Here is a 15,627-nt window from a genome sequence, read left to right as displayed (position 1 = left end):
ATATGCAGCCCAAGCAGCTTCTACCACTTAGGTTCAACAGCTACCTCCCTACTACCTTAAACGCGGTACCAGCACTCAACTGATCCGTCAGCTTCATACCGTTTAGCACGGCTAGCTCTTCGCGGCGGGCGGCGGGCACACCGTTAGCAGCCAAGGCTTGGGACAGCGTGGTTGTGCTAGCTACTGTTTTGATGCGGATTTTCTCGGGTTGGCGGTTGAGCTTGCTCGCGTCGGTGAGCCGGGCGAAACCTTGGGCGCTGCGCTGGAACTGGGGCGCGTAGGTGTTGAAATCGGCGGGCGACGTGAGGCCAACCAGCGCATAGATGGTTTTGCCATCCTGGATGAGATAGGAAAGCGTACGGGCGCTTACGCCCTGCTGCCCATTCTGGGCCTGCTGCACCTGATTAGCTTGAATGGCAATAGCGGGAAAGCTGTTGATAGTCGTGCGCTGAGCCTGGGGCGACTGTAGGCTCAACTGCTTCACTAAGGCTTCGGCGGCGGCATCGAGGGAGGCGCCGGGGGCGGGCAGCAGCACCAGAATGGCTTTGCCATTTGGCTCGCCCATTTGAAATTGCGAAGGGGAATTCTGCGATTTCCAGCCCGAAGGAATTGGGAATTGGAACTTCAAATCGGGGTGATAAAAGGCGCCGCCTTCCACGAAGCCCTGGCGGGGGTCTTCGCCGTAGGGCAGGCCTTCGATGAGCCGCAGGTACTGCTCGCGGTTAACCGCCAGTTTGGCACCGCCCACTTGCTGTTTGGCTTGGCTGGCCAGTTGCTTTACGGTGCTATACCGGTCGGCCGAGTTAGGGTGCGAGGACAGGAAGGTGGGCACGCCGCCGGCGCCGCTCTGCTGCTCGTTACGCTGGAGGGTGAGGAAGAAATCAGCCATTTGCGAAGCGTCGTAGCCGATTTTTGTGGAATACTTCACGCCTAGCTCGTCCGACTCGCGCTCGTCGTCGCGGCCATATTTGAGAAACAGCAGGCCGGCACCCTGAGAAAGTGGCTCCGCTATCTGGGCCACGCGCTTGGAGAGGATAGAGCCCAGTATCAGCGCGCCGGTAGCTACCGTCGAGCGAGTTTGCTGCTTCTGCCCGTGCCGGGCAGTGATGTGGCCAATTTCGTGGCCTAGTACGCCGGCGAACTGCGCCTCATTATTGAAATGAGCCATAATGCCCCGCGTGAAATACACGTGCCCATCGGGGGCGGCAAAGGCGTTGATGACGGGCGAATCAAGTACGGTGAAACCCTTCACATCGCCGGGCCGGTCGGAAACCCTGCCCATCTGCATGCCTTTATCTTGAATAAAGCGCTGCATAGCGGGATTTTCGAGCAAGCCAAACTGCGCCACAATCTGCGGATCGGGTTTGGCGCCTTGCACAGGGGCTGGAGTTTTATTGGGGCCTGAGTTCAGGCTAATAGCGCTGGTTAGGGGCAGGAGTGCGGTCAGCATAACTGCCGCACTCAAACGACGAAAACGGGTGGAGTGCATAGGAAACGAGTGTGAGTAATAAGGCCGCCGGGGCAAGCGAAAAGGCAAAAAGTCAGCAGGCACTTCTTGCGCTGCATGAAGTTCTGATAAGGTTTATTTTGCTACCACTTTGATGAGCATACCGGCCGTCAGGCGGTCGGTGAGCTGCATGCCGTTCAGGATAGCCATTTCTTCCAGACGGTCATTGGGTACCTGGAAGCGGGTTAAGGCCTGCGACAAGGTAGTAGCGCTGGGCACCGACTTTATCCGGACGCGTTCAGGCTGGCGGTTAAGCTTGTCGGCATCGGTGAGGCGGCGGAAATTCTGCATGGAACTGCTGAACGTCGGGAAGTAAGTGGCAAAATCCGGGCCGCTGCTGGCGCCGATCATCGCATAGATGGTTTTACCATCCTGAATCAGGTAGATAAGCGTGCGCACGCCCGGCGCCTGTTGCTGCTGGGGTTGCCCCTGCTGCTGCTGTTGCTGTTGATCCGCCACGATGGCCAGGGCTGGGAAGCTGTTCACCGTCACTTGCTTCGACTCGACGGGCTGCAACTTAAACTGCTGCACCATCTGCTGGGCGGCCGCTTCCAAAGACTCGCCGGGAGCTAGGGTTAACAACATCATGGCTCTCCCGTCGGGGGCCGCCATTTGGAACTGCTGGGGGGAGTTTTGGTGCTTCCACCCTGCGGGAACGGGAAACTGAAACTTAAGCTCGGGGTGATAGAAGTTGCTGTTTTCTACAAAGCCCTGCTTGGGATCTTCCCCATAGATAAGGCCTTCAATCATACGCAGATAGGAGTCGCGACCCACGGTAAGGTTGGTGGCTTTGGTTTGCTGCTGCATTTCAGCGGCAAGCTGCTGCACCGTGTTGTAGCGGTCGCCGGGGTTAGGATGCGACGACAGAAAATCGGGAATAGCCTCGGCTCCGCTGGCGGCCGCAGCTTTTTCCTGCTCGCGCTGGAGGGTGAGGAAGAAATCGGCCATTTGCTTGGCGTCGTAACCGATTTTGGTGGAGTACTCCACACCTAAGCGGTCAGATTCGCGCTCATCGTCGCGGCCAAACTTGAGGAATAACACCTGCAAGCCCTGCATGGCTTGCTCACCGTACTGAGCCAGTTGCGGCGAGGCAATCATGCCGCCAATGAGAGCTATTTGGCCTAGGGTAGCCTTGGTTTGCTGCTGGGCTGAGTGGCGAGCGGTAATGTGGCCGATTTCGTGGCCTAATACGCCCGCAAACTGCGCCTCATTATTAAAATGAGCCATAATGCCGCGGGTAAAGTATACGTATCCGCCAGGCACAGCAAAGGCATTGATGACCGGCGAATCCACTACTTTGAACTCGTACTTGATATTAGAGCGATGCGATATGGCGGCCATTTGCTGGCCTTTATCCTGAATAAAGCGCTGCAACGCTGGATTATCGACCAAGCCAAACTGGGCAATTACCTGCGGATCGGATTGCTGGCCTATCGCTAACTCCTGCCCTTCCGACATGAGGCTAACTTGCTTTTTGCCCGTAACAGGATTGGTAGTGCAGGCCGCCAACAGCAACAAGCCAGCTGCGTTGAGGCTGCGTAGAAAATGTCGTTTCATAGGAGTGGCAAAAATGCCCCCAGGGTGAGGTGTGGGGCGAGGGAGAGGAGGGAACAGAAAGTGTTCCTGCAACGCCAACGTAGCCGAATAGTTACATATTCTCGTCGGCTGTTGTATCCAGCTACGCGGAACCGGACTTGTGCAGCTTTGCGCTTACCTCACCAATATGAGGTTATGCACTGAGCCGCACCACCTGATCTCCTAACTTTTCCTGAAAAAAGCCCCCTAGCCGCTGCTAGTGCCACTCCGAGTTTTCGGGTAGTGCACTAGCGGCGGCTGGGGGGCTTTTTTGAAGTCTACTAAAAGTAGCTCCTCCTAGATCTAAGGCCGACGACTATTCGCTGTAATAGTCTGATAACCAATGAGTAGGTCGGCGCGGGTGCCCGGCGGACGGTAGTACACCAGCAGATCATACTGATTTTCGGTTTCCTGATGGCTGCCTTCCCACGGTACGCTATTGGGGCCTTGAGGCGTTTGGGTGGCGTAGTAGTAGTTATAGTAGCCCTGCTTTAGCAAAGCAGTTGTGCTGTAAATCTGATTCTCAGCATCGTAAGTGAGCTTAAACTCATCCTTGAACTGCCAATCGGTGAGGGCACCGATGACATATACCGGGCCGGGCGCAGGCTGCTCGGCGCGAAGCTGAAAGGTGACATCGGCGTAGTCGGCATTGGAGGCACCGTTGCCAAACTCCCGGTTTTCGAATACGCGCTGGCCGTTAATATCATCGTATTGGGTATAGCCCTGGCCGTTGCGAGTACCCTCCAAAGTAAGCAGCACGGCGCGGGGATTGGCTTCTGGGTCCAATTTGGCCATGCCCTGCCCGAGCACGCGCAAGGAGCGAGTATCAAAAAAGCGGAACTCGCTGAGGCCCGGAAAGGTGTTTTCGAAATTGAAATACTGGTATTGCAGCAGGCGCTCAGCATCACGCACGAAGGTGGGCCGCAGGTTGATTTTGGCGTTATCCCACCGGAAGTTCTGGCGCAGAATCACCTTTACTTCCTGGGCCGGGTTCACGAGGTTCATGGCGCCGTAGCGAATCGCAAAATCCACTTGCTGCAAGGTGTAGCGCTCGGCACCGGCCACCGGAATACCCTGACGCAGATCCACTTCTACATCATTCTGATATACCATCAGCCGCCGACTCACCAGCGGCACCCGACCAGCGCTTTGTACCACAAGCAGGTAATTGCCACTAATCTTAACCGGCGGCACTCGCAGGCGGTAGTGGTAGAAAGGTACTTTGGTACCGACGCCGGTGCGATAATCAGTGATGAGAAACTCGTTTATCTCGTTCAGAAACTGCATGTCGGTCAGTACGGAGGGCTTCCAATCGACATCGCAGTGCACTAGCTTGGCCGTAAGCCGCTGCGATTGGGCGCCCAGGATGTCAAACTCCAGGGTAAAGCTCTGACCCTGCAAGGGCGCTACCGGCGGCTGAAATACTTCCGTGGGCTGCCCTGTAGCTACGTAGCATTGCACCGACTTTACATCGGGGCTATAAATGAAGTCCTGGTAGCGCAGGGTTTTGTCGGCATAATATTCAGGCGACCGCTGCTGGCCGGGCGAGCGGGCGGCATTGGGGTCAGTGATGGGCGTACCGAGCGGGACGCAGGCAGTAGCAAGGAGAAGGAGGAAGAGGTAGCGACGCATAAGGACGAAGATAGGACTTGCTGCGCGTTCTGACGAGGTGCATTCCGACTCTTACTTATTATGCAGCCGCGCTGGTTGCTGACACCTTGCTACCTTAAGGGTAAACTTACTTCTCGCTCGTATGCTCAACTCCCTGCTTCTCACCTTATTCGCCCCACTGCTTTGGCTAGCCACTGTCCTGCTGCCGGCTTCGCAAACGCCCAAAACGCCCCCCATCATCACCGGTGCCGACCAAACGGAACAATACCTCTCCTACCTTCAAGGCAAGCGCGTGGGCGTGCTGGCCAATCCCACCACTATTATCGGCCGGCGTCACCTCGTAGACAGTTTAAAGGGGCGGGGCATCAACATCGTGAAGGTGTTTGGGCCGGAGCACGGTTTTCGGGGCAATGCCAGTGCAGGCATAAAGGTGAAGAACGAGGTGGACGCTGCCACTGGCATCCCTATTATCTCCCTCTACGGCCCCAAGCGCAAGCCCTCCGCTGAAGATTTGGCCGACGTAGACGTGATGCTGTTTGACGTGCAAGACGTGGGCGTGCGCTTCTACACCTATATCAATGTGCTGCGCGACATCATGGAAGCCTGCGCCGACAACAACAAGGAGCTGCTAATTCTGGACCGCCCCAACCCCAACGGCTACCTCATCGACGGCCCCACGCTAGATATGCAGTATAAGTCGGGCATCGGGCAGTTTCCGATTCCGATTGCCCACGGCCTCACCATCGCTGAGTTTGCTCAAATGATAAACGGGGAAGGCTGGCTGCCCGACAAGCGCACCTGCAAGCTCCGCATCGTGAAGGTCAAAAACTACCGCCACGACCTAGAATACACGCTGCCGGTAAAGCCTTCCCCCAACCTCAACACCCAGCAGAGCGTGCTGCTTTACCCGTCGGTGTGCTTATTTGAGGGGGCGTATATCAACCTGGGCCGGGGCACGCAGTTTCCGTTCACCGTGCTGGGCAGCCCTCACCTAAAGGGCAAATATCCGTTCTCGTTCACGCCCACCAGCATCAAAGGCATGAGCGAAACGCCCCTCTTCATGGACCAGTTGTGCTACGGCCTCGACCTGCGCCGCTTTGACGCCCGCCAGCTGCGCACCTCCGGGCGCATCCGCATCGAGTGGATGCTGGAGCTGTACCGCGCCTCCCCCAACAAAGCCCAGTTCTTCGACCGCACCCTCAGCAAGGAGATGGGCGACATCAACAAGCTGGCCGGTGTGGCCGAGTTTCGCCAACAGATAGAAGCCGGCAAGTCGGCCCAGGAAATCCGCGCCTCCTGGGAGCCGCAGCTTAGCCAGTATAAGCAGCGGCGCCTAAAATATCTGCTGTATCCGTGAGGGGTGGCGTAATAGGTAAAGTGGTTTGAAAACACTAAATTCTATACACACGTAGCCCTCAATGTACCCATTATCTTCTCTTGACGACCTCGGCCTTTGGCATGACGAATAGTGTATTCCTATCTAGCTTGATACGAATGAATGTAAGAACACAACAGTTAATTAATAAATGCCACAGAGTTTAAAATTGCATTAGCAGTTACAAGAATTAATTATCAAATAAAAAGGCAATATTATCATATTAGGCAAAAAATATTTAGGGTTTAAAAAACAAAAACAGATAAAAATGGAATCGAAAAGCATGTTCAGAGAATTAAAGAGCGACCTGCCCGCCAGTATTGTGGTCTTCTTTGTAGCCGTTCCGTTATGTCTCGGTATTGCACTTGCCTCCGGCGCACCTTTATTTGCAGGTATCATTGCCGGCATCGTCGGTGGTATTATTGTAGGAATAGCCAGTGGTTCAGCTCTCGGTGTTAGCGGTCCTGCTGCTGGACTCGCGGTTATAGTTTTAACCGCTATTGCTTCATTAGGGTCGTGGACCACATTTTTATTAGCTGTTGTTATTTCCGGAGTTATTCAGCTAATAATGGGTTTTGCAAAAGCCGGCTTTATAGCCTATTACTTTCCGTCCTCTGTTATCAAGGGCATGCTCACTGGCATCGGATTGCTGATAATTATCAAGCAAATACCCCATGCTTTAGGATATGACAAAGATGCAGAAGGCGATTTAGCATTTGTATCTACTACGGGAGGAGAAAACTCATTTTCTGCCCTGACTAATGCTTTGCAGCATGTTACACCCGGCGCCGTATTGATTTCGGCAATATCGTTAGCGATACTTATATTATGGGATGCGGTACTAAGCAAGAAACATAAAATATTTCAGCTGATACAAGGGCCTATAGTAGTGGTTATTTTAGGCATTGTAATGACTTACCTATACCAGTCAGGGACTCTTAATTTTTCTCTTGAAAAAGACCAGCTAGTCCAACTACCTGTGGCAGGTAATTTAAATGAATTTTTAAGCCAGTTTACTTTTCCCGATTTTTCGCAGATAACAAATCTAGAAGTTTATAAGGTGGCGATTGTATTAGCTATTGTGGCCAGCCTCGAAACTTTGCTTTGCGCAGAGGCAACCGATAAACTTGACCCTTACAAGAGGGTTACGCCAACAAACAGAGAATTAAAAGCCCAAGGGCTCGGAAATATAATATCTGGCTTAATTGGGGGGCTGCCGATTACCCAAGTAATCGTGCGCAGTTCTGCCAATATCAACTTCGGAGCGAAAACAAAAATGTCAGCCATCCTGCATGGGGTATTCCTCCTGATTTCTGCTGTAACAATTGCAGGGGTACTAAATATGATACCGCTCGCAAGTTTAGCCGCCATTTTATTAATGGTAGGCTATAAACTGGCCAAGCCGTCTCTCTTCATACAGATGTACAAATTGGGTTGGGAGCAGTTTGTGCCGTTTGCTGCTACGGTAGTAGCCATCCTACTTACAGATTTGCTAAAAGGTATTGCCATAGGTCTGGTATTCGGCATTTTCTATACCCTGAGGCATAGCTATCGTAACTCCCACCACATGAAAGATGTGACAACAACGGAAGACGGACGCGAAGTGCATCATCTTGTACTGGCCGAGGAAGTATCTTTTTTCAATAAAGCGAGTGTTTTAAAAACATTGAATGCAATACCTGAAAGCTCAAAAGTGATTATTGATTTTGGGAAATCGAAGGCTGTTGCCCATGATGTACTTGAACTGATAGATGATTTCCAAGCGAATGCGAAAACAAAGAATATAACTGTTGAAAAAATACATGTTAATGAATATAATACGCTTCATCTCGAATAGATATCAATAAAAAACAAAGAGAGAAGAATTTATTCTAAATCGATAACCTATAATGAGCACCAGTAAGTAAATTAAGATACAGTCTTTCGACTACGCTTACTTCCTAAAGCTATTAACCATTGCTAATAAAAAAAGCCCCCAGATATAGTTTGGGGGGCTTTCTTGTATCTAAGAGGCTAGTTTCTATTTCCTCACACCAACTCTTCCCAGCGCTTAGTTTGGGCAGTCAGCTCCTTCTGTACCTGCTCGAATTTCAGCGTGGCATCTTTCAGTTGGGCGGCGTTGCTGTAGATGCCGGGATCGGCGAGTTGGGCTTCGTATTGGGCCAGCTCTTTTTCTAGGGTGGTGATGCGGCTTTCTACTTCCTGTAGCTCTCGGCTGCTTTTAGCGCTGCCATTGCTGGTTGATTTGGCCGGCTCGGCTTTAACAAACGCTGGCTTTTGGTTGGAGGAGGCTTTGGCGGGAGTGGGGGCGCTTAGAGCAGCTTTCTTGGCGGCTTTGTCGCGGTCTTCCTGCCACTGCTCAAACTCGGAGTAGGTACCGGGATATTCCTTGAGCTGGTAATCCTCAATAAACCAGATCTTGTTGGCTACATTCTCCACGAAGAACCGGTCGTGGCTGATGACGATGTAGGTGCCTTCGTACTGCTCCAGGGCCTGAATCAGAATGTTTACTGATTGCATGTCCAGGTGGTTGGTCGGCTCGTCAAGCAGGAGGAAGTTGGCTTCCGAGATAAGCGTTTTGGCCAGGGCTACGCGGCTTTTTTCGCCCCCCGAGAGCACCTTGATCTTCTTGTACACTTGCTCACCGGTGAAGAGGAAGGAACCCAACACGGAGCGCAATTCCATCTCGTTGCGCTTGGAGCCGGCCTCGTTCATCTCCTGCAAAATCTCGTTGTTCACGTTCAGGCTTTCCAGCTGGTGCTGAGCGTAGAACGACATAATCACGTTGTGGCCGAGCTGGTGGTTGCCATTGGAAGGCGCCTCCTGCCCTGCTACCAGGCGCATGAGCGTGGATTTACCTTTACCGTTGGCTCCAACGAGCGCAATTTTGTCGCCGCGCTCGATGTGCAGGTTGGTGTCGCGGAAGATAATTTTATCGCCGTACTTCTTGCCCACATGCTCCATGCGCAGGATGTGGCGGCCGGGCTGTACGGTGAAGTTGAACTTGATGTTCACGCGGGCCGCGTCGTTAGCTACGTCGTCGATGCGCTCCAGCTTGTCGAGCATCTTCACGCGGCTTTGAGCCTGCTTGGCCTTGGAAGCCTTGGCTTTGAAACGCTCAATAAACTTCTCTGCCTGCCTGATTTGGGCCTGCTGGTTTTCGAAAGCGCCTTTCTGAATGGCGTTGCGTTCTTCCTTTTCCTCCAGGTAATAGGAGTAGTTGCCGGCGTATTGTACCAATTTGCCCCCCGTCACTTCCACCGTCGTGTTGCTAGTGCGGTCCAGGAACTCGCGGTCGTGGGATACGATGATAACAGCGCCCTCGTAGTCGGCCAGGTAGTTCTCTATCCACTTAATACTGGGAAGGTCCAAGTGGTTGGTTGGCTCGTCGAGCAGGAGTAGCGAGGGTTTCTGAAGCAGGATTTTGGCCAGCATTACCCGCATCCGCCAGCCACCGCTGAAGGTTTTGAGCGGACGCTGTAGCTCCTCGGTTGTGAAGCCCAGACCTTCCAGAATCTCTTCGGCCTCGGCTTGCATGGTATAGCCGCCCAGGGCCTCGAAGCGCTCCTGCAAATCGGCGAGCTTCTGTACGAGGTCGTCGTGGTAGTTATTCTCAAACTCAACTAGAATCTGGTCAATTTTCTTCTGCACGTTCAGGGCTTCCTCAAAGGCCTGCATGGCCACGTTGAGGATGCTCTCGTGGGTGTCGTAGCTGAGCAAATCCTGATTCAGGAAGCCCAACGACACTTCTTTACCCATCTGAATGCTCCCTCCGTCGGGCTTGTACTCGCCCACCAGAATGCGCAACAGCGTGGATTTGCCCGTTCCATTCAGCCCAATCAGGCCGATTTTGTCTTTGGGCTTTATATGGAGACTGGCCTTGTCGTAGAGCGTACGCGAGCCAAAATGGAAGTCTAAGTCGTTAATGGAAATCATCCTACTTTGCTATGAAGCTGCAAAGGTAAGGATTTGAGAGGGTTAGTTTCAGCAGCACGCTGCATTTAGCTGCCGCGCGTCTGCGACGTGTATCTGCGAGTGGGAGCGTTTGCAACGCAACAAACTAGATGGTGGCAACTACAGCGTTCCGGGCGGCGCACGGCGCAGGCGCGTGTTAGCAGTAGGCACCAATCTCATTGGCGCACGTCACTAAATGTCTCCTAGCGTTGTGAAAATTCTCTAATGATATTCTAATAATATTCTAATGCCGTTCTAATGTTAAAACAGGATTAAATCTTACTGATACCACATTTATAACACCTGAAGCCATATAAAAATATAATATTTCCACAACCATAGCGGCATGAATCCGTTGAAAAGGGGTGTAAACTGATCTTACCACTTTATTTTTTTGATATGGTTTCTAAGAAGAAAATCATCTTATCTCTCGGGTTACTTACTGCCTTTGCCGGTACCGCCACCGCCCAAACTGCTCCCCGCTTCGGCCTTAAAGCTGGCGTAGTAGCCGCCAACGTTCGCGGCAGAGATGCTGATGCCAGGTTCGGCGACAACACTCAAAATCGCTTTGGTTTCCAGGCGGGTATTACCACTACTTCCACCATCGGCGTCGGCAACCTGCTGCAGTTTCACCCAGAACTGCTGTACTCCCAGAAGGGCTTCCAGTACAAACAATCGGGAGCCAACCAAAGAACGACGCTTCACTACATTGACGTGCCTCTGTTGATGCGCCTAAACGCGGCGGGGCTGTTATTCGAGGCCGGACCGCAGGCTGGCTATCGTGTCGGGCGGACAACGAAAGGAGATGTAGGCTTGCCTACCGGCAATACACGCCGACTCGATTTGGGCTACGTCGTTGGCGTGGGCTATGAGCTTGCTAGCGGTCCCAATGTGGGTATTCGCTATAATGGAGGCCTCAGAAGCCTTTACGGCAATGACAGAGTTCTTAACTCCGTGTTCCAATTTCAGCTAGGCTTCGCATTTCCCGGCCGCAGCTAAATTTATTGGTTCAGTAATAGCTCAGGCAGGCATTAGGCATAAACATGGCCTAGTGACTGCCTGAGCTATTTTATTATGAACACTTACGGTGTTGTAGGCATAAATTACAAACGGAACAAAAATGTAGTCTTCACCAGGCACAGCCGAGCAACTGCGTCCAAGTTTTACCCCACAAAAGGCCCCCGAAACTCCGGGGCCTTTCGATGCTTCGAGGCTTGCTCGTAGGCGTAGGCTAGGCTCAACAACCCCGCTTCCCCGTATGCCGGACCGACGAAGGACAAGCCCACTGGCAGGCCGTGTGCCTGGCCCATGGGCACGGTAATATTGGGGTAGCCGGCCATGGCAGCAGGCGAAGAGAAGCCGGGGCCGAGCCAGGAGTCGCCGTTGATTAGGTCGATGCCGGAGGCGGGGCTGCTGGTGATGCCGATAATAGCCGCGAGCTTATTGTTGCGCAGCGTTGAATCGAGGATTTTGCGAGCGCCGGCTTGCGACTTGCGCCGAGCTTCCAGGTATTTGGGGCTACTCAGACCTTCCAGCTTCTGAGAGGACTCCAGGATTTCCTGCTTGAAGAAAGGCATGGCTTTCGGCTCGTTTTGCTTGTTGAAGGCAATAACATCGGCCAGAGTTTTCACCTTAGCATTGGCCGTGGACAGGTACTTATTTACGCCGTCTTTGAACTCATAGAGCAGCACATCGTACTCGGCGTCGCCTAAGGGATTTATTTGCTTGAGCACGTCTACCTCCACGATAGTGGCGCCCTGGGCCTTGAGCACTTCGATGGCTTTTTTGAAAAGCGGAATAGAATCCGAGGTGCCTTCTAGGTGAGACTTCTCGACCCCAATAATTTTGCCCCCCAGCGCCTGCGGGTACAGAAACTGGGTGTAGTCGGAGGCTATTTTCTTCGTGTTTTCTTGGGTGACAGGGTCGGCGGGATCGGGGCCGGCAATAACAGAAAGTAGAATAGCCGCGTCGCGGACGGTGCGCGTCATAGGGCCGGCCGTGTCTTGGGTAGCGGAAATGGGAATGATGCCGGAGCGACTTACTAATCCCACCGTTGGCTTGAAACCCACCAGCCCGTTGCACGAGGCCGGCGACACAATGGAGCCATCCGTTTCGGTGCCAATGGCCAGGGCGCAGAGGTTGGCGGTGGCGGCTGTACCCGAGCCGGAGCTGGAGCCGCTGGGCGTGCGGTCGAGGATGTAGGCGTTCTTGGTTTGCCCCCCACGGCTGCTCCAGCCGCTGGTCGAGCGCGTAGAGCGGAAATTTGCCCACTCGCTTAGGTTGGTTTTGCCCAATAGCACCGCCCCGGCCTCACGCAGCTTCTTGACGATAAAAGCGTCTTGAGAAGCCTTATTACCAGCCAGCGCCAAAGAACCGGCGGTGGTTTGCATCTGGTCGCCGGTGTTGATGTTGTCTTTAATGAGCACCGGAATACCGTGCAGGGGCCCGCGCACTTTACCCGCTCTGCGCTCATTATCCATTGCTTCGGCAATAGTGAGGGCGTCGGGATTTAGCTCAATGACGGCGTTTAATCGGGGACCTTTTTTATCCAAGGATTCAATGCGGCGCAGATACAGCTCCGTGATGGCGCGGGAGGTGTATTGGCCCTTGGTCATTTTGTCCTGTAGCTCAGCTGCGGTGAGCTCGTTGAGGGCAAATGTATCGTTGGTATCGGTGGGGCCGGCAGTAGCTGCGGAAGTGCTGGTATCGGTGTTGCAGGCGTTGAGGGAGAGGGTAGTAAGGGCAACACCAGCCAAGCTACCATTTCGCAGAAATACTCTTCGGTTCATCTTTTCTTTTTCTTGTCAAGATAAGATGCAACGACTTGGGTAGCTAGTGCAGTGTGAAGTGCCAAAATTATAATTATACCACCAGCCGTAGAGGCACATACTTGTGCCTCCTCCTTGAACGTCAGGCATGACACAATCACACCAAATAACATTAGCCACGAGGAGACACGAATACGGGTCGCTACCCGCCGAACTTTAGAAGCCGGCCCCGATCCGAATACCAGTATCCAGCTTCTGGCCCGAGCGTAACGCAGTATACACATCTACCCGGAAGAGCTTGAAGATGTGCTCAATGCCTACGCCCAACTCCACGTAATGACCCACGGTGGGTGTGCGTAAGTAATTTACTGTGGCCACCTCCTGCCACTTCAAGCGACGCAACAAGGGCACTTTATTCAGGAAGAAGCCATTGAAATGATGATTGAAATGGCCTTCGATGTAACTCTGCCGAGTGCTAAAGTTGTAGTAGTCGAGCAACTGAAACTGATTGAAGTTGGCGGCGAAGATGGTTTGGTTGCCGGCAAAGTGGCGATAGTCCATGAAGGAAAGCTGAGGTCGGCCCAAAAAGCCCCCCACGGTTACGTCGAAATTGCTTTCGCCAAATAAGCCCAGTTCCAGCGTCTTGCGCAGGCCGCCCTCCAGGCGCGAATAGCGCACATCGGAGCCGAGCACGCCCCCAAAGCCCTGCCGCAAGCCCAGGTGAAACGTAGGGTACTTGGAGCCCAGATTATACTTGCCGGTGGGGCGAATGATATACTGCTGCCCCGGCTGCCAGAGCAGTTCGGCAAAGGCCGTCAGCGATTGGTTGCGGCCGAAGCTAGTTCCTTGCGGCAGTTCTTCGTTAATGGGGTCGTTGGGCGTGAAAGCACGGCCCGGTACGTCCACAATGGTTTTTATCGTCGCGTTTTCTAGCTCGTGCCGGTCGGCGTAGCCAATGGCGGTGCGCAGGGTAAGGCCGTTGACAAGCTCGGTGCGGAAGTTGATTTCGCCCCCGTCGCGTTGGTAGTACTTGGCGTAGTTAGTATTGCGCAACAGCGTATACTGCGTGTTGATGAAGGGCGTTAGCTGACTATTCGGGTCGAAGTTTTCAATAGTGCGGCCCACCACAAACCCTATCCGGCTAAAGGAAAGCGGCTTGTACGTGTAGCCCCCCGACAGGCTCGGACTAAATAGTTTGGCCGCGAAACCATAGCGTAGCGTTGGCGTGAAGGAGTAGTTGCGACGGTCCTCGAAGCGCTGGGTGTAGGTAGCCTCGGCATTTACAATGGTGCCCTCTACGGTGCTGTATTGCAAGATGTTAAAGATGGGCTCCACGCGCACCGTGCGCCGCCGGAAGGAGTTGGTGTACTCATAGCCGGTCAGCAGTACCTCCGTGGGCTCAATCTCATTGCGCTTCCGGTCCAGGGAGTCCTGGTAGGGCCGCGACTTTTTGATGACTTCTGTGCTGTCTTTTACTTGATAGTCGCGCGCTTCTTCTTCGGTGAGCGGAATGGGCCGTATCTGGGCCCAGTAGCTGGAGTCGCGCTCGTTGGCCTCCTTCTCTACCCGCATTACTTCACCCTTCGCCAGCGGCTCAAAGCCGGCCTCGCGGGCTTGCTGCTCTATTTGCTTGTCGGCCAACTTAGTTTGCTTGCGAATCTGGCGCGAAATGCCCCCCAGCTCGGGGCGTTGCTTCTTCACGTCGGCTACGGTTTCGCGGGCCGCTGGCGCGGGTGTTTCGGTGGCCGGGGCGGGCGCGGCGGCCACTACTTTCTCGTCCGGGCGGTTCGGATAAGTCGGCGTCACGCGGTAGTTGGACAGGATAGCATTGAAGGAGCCATTGCCTTTAAACCCAAACCCCTCTCCTACTAGGCTCACCTTCTGCGACTGCATTACCCACACGTCGGATGGACCGGGCGCGGGGGCAAACTGTTGGGAAATGCGGATACTCTCAACGTATTCAATGCCCGAATTCTGGTCCAGACTCAGCTCCAGACTGTGCAGGCGCCATAGCCCGTCGACTAAGTAAATGAAACCGGTGAAAGCCGGGTCGTTGCGGCGGCGCGGCGTCACGCGGATTTTATGGATCTGGCGCCCGTCCTGGGTGCTGGTGCCTACCAACTCGTAGCGGTAGAATAGCATGGCGTTCTGAGCAATAGGCGACACAAAGCCCCGCTCCGAAAAGCCCGACTGAATCAGGTTGTCATAGAAATTAAAGCTCCGCCCCGACGCTCTATTAAAGCTAAAGCCCTTGCTGCTCCCGCTCACCCGCGAGGAAATCATGCGCTCCTGAATCTTATTAGGCTGCCGAAACGACATTTCCGACACCGACTCCGACAAGTAAACCACGCCCGGCTTTAGGCTGGGGTCGGTTTTGATGATACCCAGAATCTTGCCGGGCACGTCGGTGAGGCGAATGATGGCTTTGATATAGGTGCGGGCCGTGAATGCTGCCACTTCGGCCCGGTGGTAGCGCCGCCACTGAATGGCGTGTTGCACCAGCGCGTAAGCCGGGTCGCGGTCGGTGGAGCGCACCAGCACTTCGCCCACGCTGTAGGTTTCGGTTTGCAGACTCACGTTCAACACCGTCACAGTGTCGCCGCCGGCTACCTGCACCGCCTCGATGCGCGGCTTGTAGCCCACGTACTGAAATACCAGCTCGTAGCGGCCGGGGGGCAATTTTAGCTGGTAGTCGCCCTGCTCGTTGGAAGCGGTACTGGTGGCTGTGGTGCGTACGGCTACGTTGGCATACGCCAGCGCCGCACCTTGCCCATCCGTCACCCGACCCCGGATAATGCCAGCATAACCGGTTAAGGAAATCAAAATGAAAGCCTTAC

General features: G+C 53.9%; 9 protein-coding genes. 3 read left to right on the top strand and 6 right to left on the bottom strand.

Annotated elements, in window-relative coordinates; genetic code table 11:
- Positions 1–40: 40 nt before the first annotated feature.
- The 3 genes from ACW9KT_RS07060 to ACW9KT_RS07050 all read right to left on the bottom strand — a co-directional run bounded on the left by ACW9KT_RS07060 (position 41) and on the right by ACW9KT_RS07050 (position 4,714).
- Entirely contained in the window at positions 41–1,489 is a 1,449-nt protein-coding gene (locus ACW9KT_RS07060; RefSeq protein ID WP_457078772.1) for a M48 family metalloprotease, read from the bottom strand.
- 93 nt (positions 1,490–1,582) lie between these two features.
- Complete coding sequence (locus ACW9KT_RS07055; RefSeq protein ID WP_457078770.1) at positions 1,583–3,064, bottom strand: M48 family metalloprotease; 1,482 nt, start codon at positions 3,062–3,064, stop codon at positions 1,583–1,585.
- A gap of 321 nt (positions 3,065–3,385) precedes the next feature.
- Positions 3,386–4,714, bottom strand: a complete 1,329-nt coding sequence (locus ACW9KT_RS07050; RefSeq protein WP_457078768.1) for a type IX secretion system plug protein — start codon at positions 4,712–4,714, stop codon at positions 3,386–3,388.
- Positions 4,715–4,835: 121 nt separating this feature from the next.
- On the opposite strand from ACW9KT_RS07050, the gene ACW9KT_RS07045 reads away from it, so the two are divergent.
- Positions 4,836–6,050: an exo-beta-N-acetylmuramidase NamZ family protein gene (locus ACW9KT_RS07045; RefSeq protein WP_457078766.1), complete on the top strand. Its 1,215-nt coding sequence runs from the start codon at positions 4,836–4,838 to the stop codon at positions 6,048–6,050.
- Between the two features lie 286 nt (positions 6,051–6,336).
- Positions 6,337–7,905, top strand: a complete 1,569-nt coding sequence (locus tag ACW9KT_RS07040) for a SulP family inorganic anion transporter (RefSeq protein WP_457078765.1) — start codon at positions 6,337–6,339, stop codon at positions 7,903–7,905.
- Positions 7,906–8,096: 191 nt separating this feature from the next.
- Here the strand turns inward: ACW9KT_RS07040 and ACW9KT_RS07035 are convergent, their stop codons facing one another.
- Positions 8,097–10,004 (bottom strand): ABC-F family ATP-binding cassette domain-containing protein, encoded by a 1,908-nt coding sequence (locus ACW9KT_RS07035; protein ID WP_457078763.1) that lies wholly within the window; start codon positions 10,002–10,004, stop codon positions 8,097–8,099.
- Between the two features lie 417 nt (positions 10,005–10,421).
- Here ACW9KT_RS07035 and ACW9KT_RS07030 point away from each other — a divergent pair, with 417 nt between their 5' ends.
- Complete coding sequence (locus ACW9KT_RS07030; protein WP_457078761.1) at positions 10,422–11,021, top strand: porin family protein; 600 nt, start codon at positions 10,422–10,424, stop codon at positions 11,019–11,021.
- Positions 11,022–11,185: 164 nt separating this feature from the next.
- Here ACW9KT_RS07030 and ACW9KT_RS07025 read toward each other — a convergent pair whose 3' ends face one another.
- Positions 11,186–12,811: an amidase gene (locus tag ACW9KT_RS07025; RefSeq protein WP_457078759.1), complete on the bottom strand. Its 1,626-nt coding sequence runs from the start codon at positions 12,809–12,811 to the stop codon at positions 11,186–11,188.
- A 195-nt stretch (positions 12,812–13,006) separates the two neighbouring features.
- Positions 13,007–15,613, bottom strand: coding sequence for a DUF5686 family protein (locus tag ACW9KT_RS07020; protein ID WP_457078757.1), 2,607 nt, complete (start codon positions 15,611–15,613; stop codon positions 13,007–13,009).
- Positions 15,614–15,627 lie beyond the last annotated feature (14 nt).

It is taken from the genome of Hymenobacter sp. HD11105, from assembly GCF_054051685.1.
The sequence above is the reverse complement of the archived record's forward strand: the minus strand, read 5'-3'. Positions and strand labels throughout refer to the sequence as shown.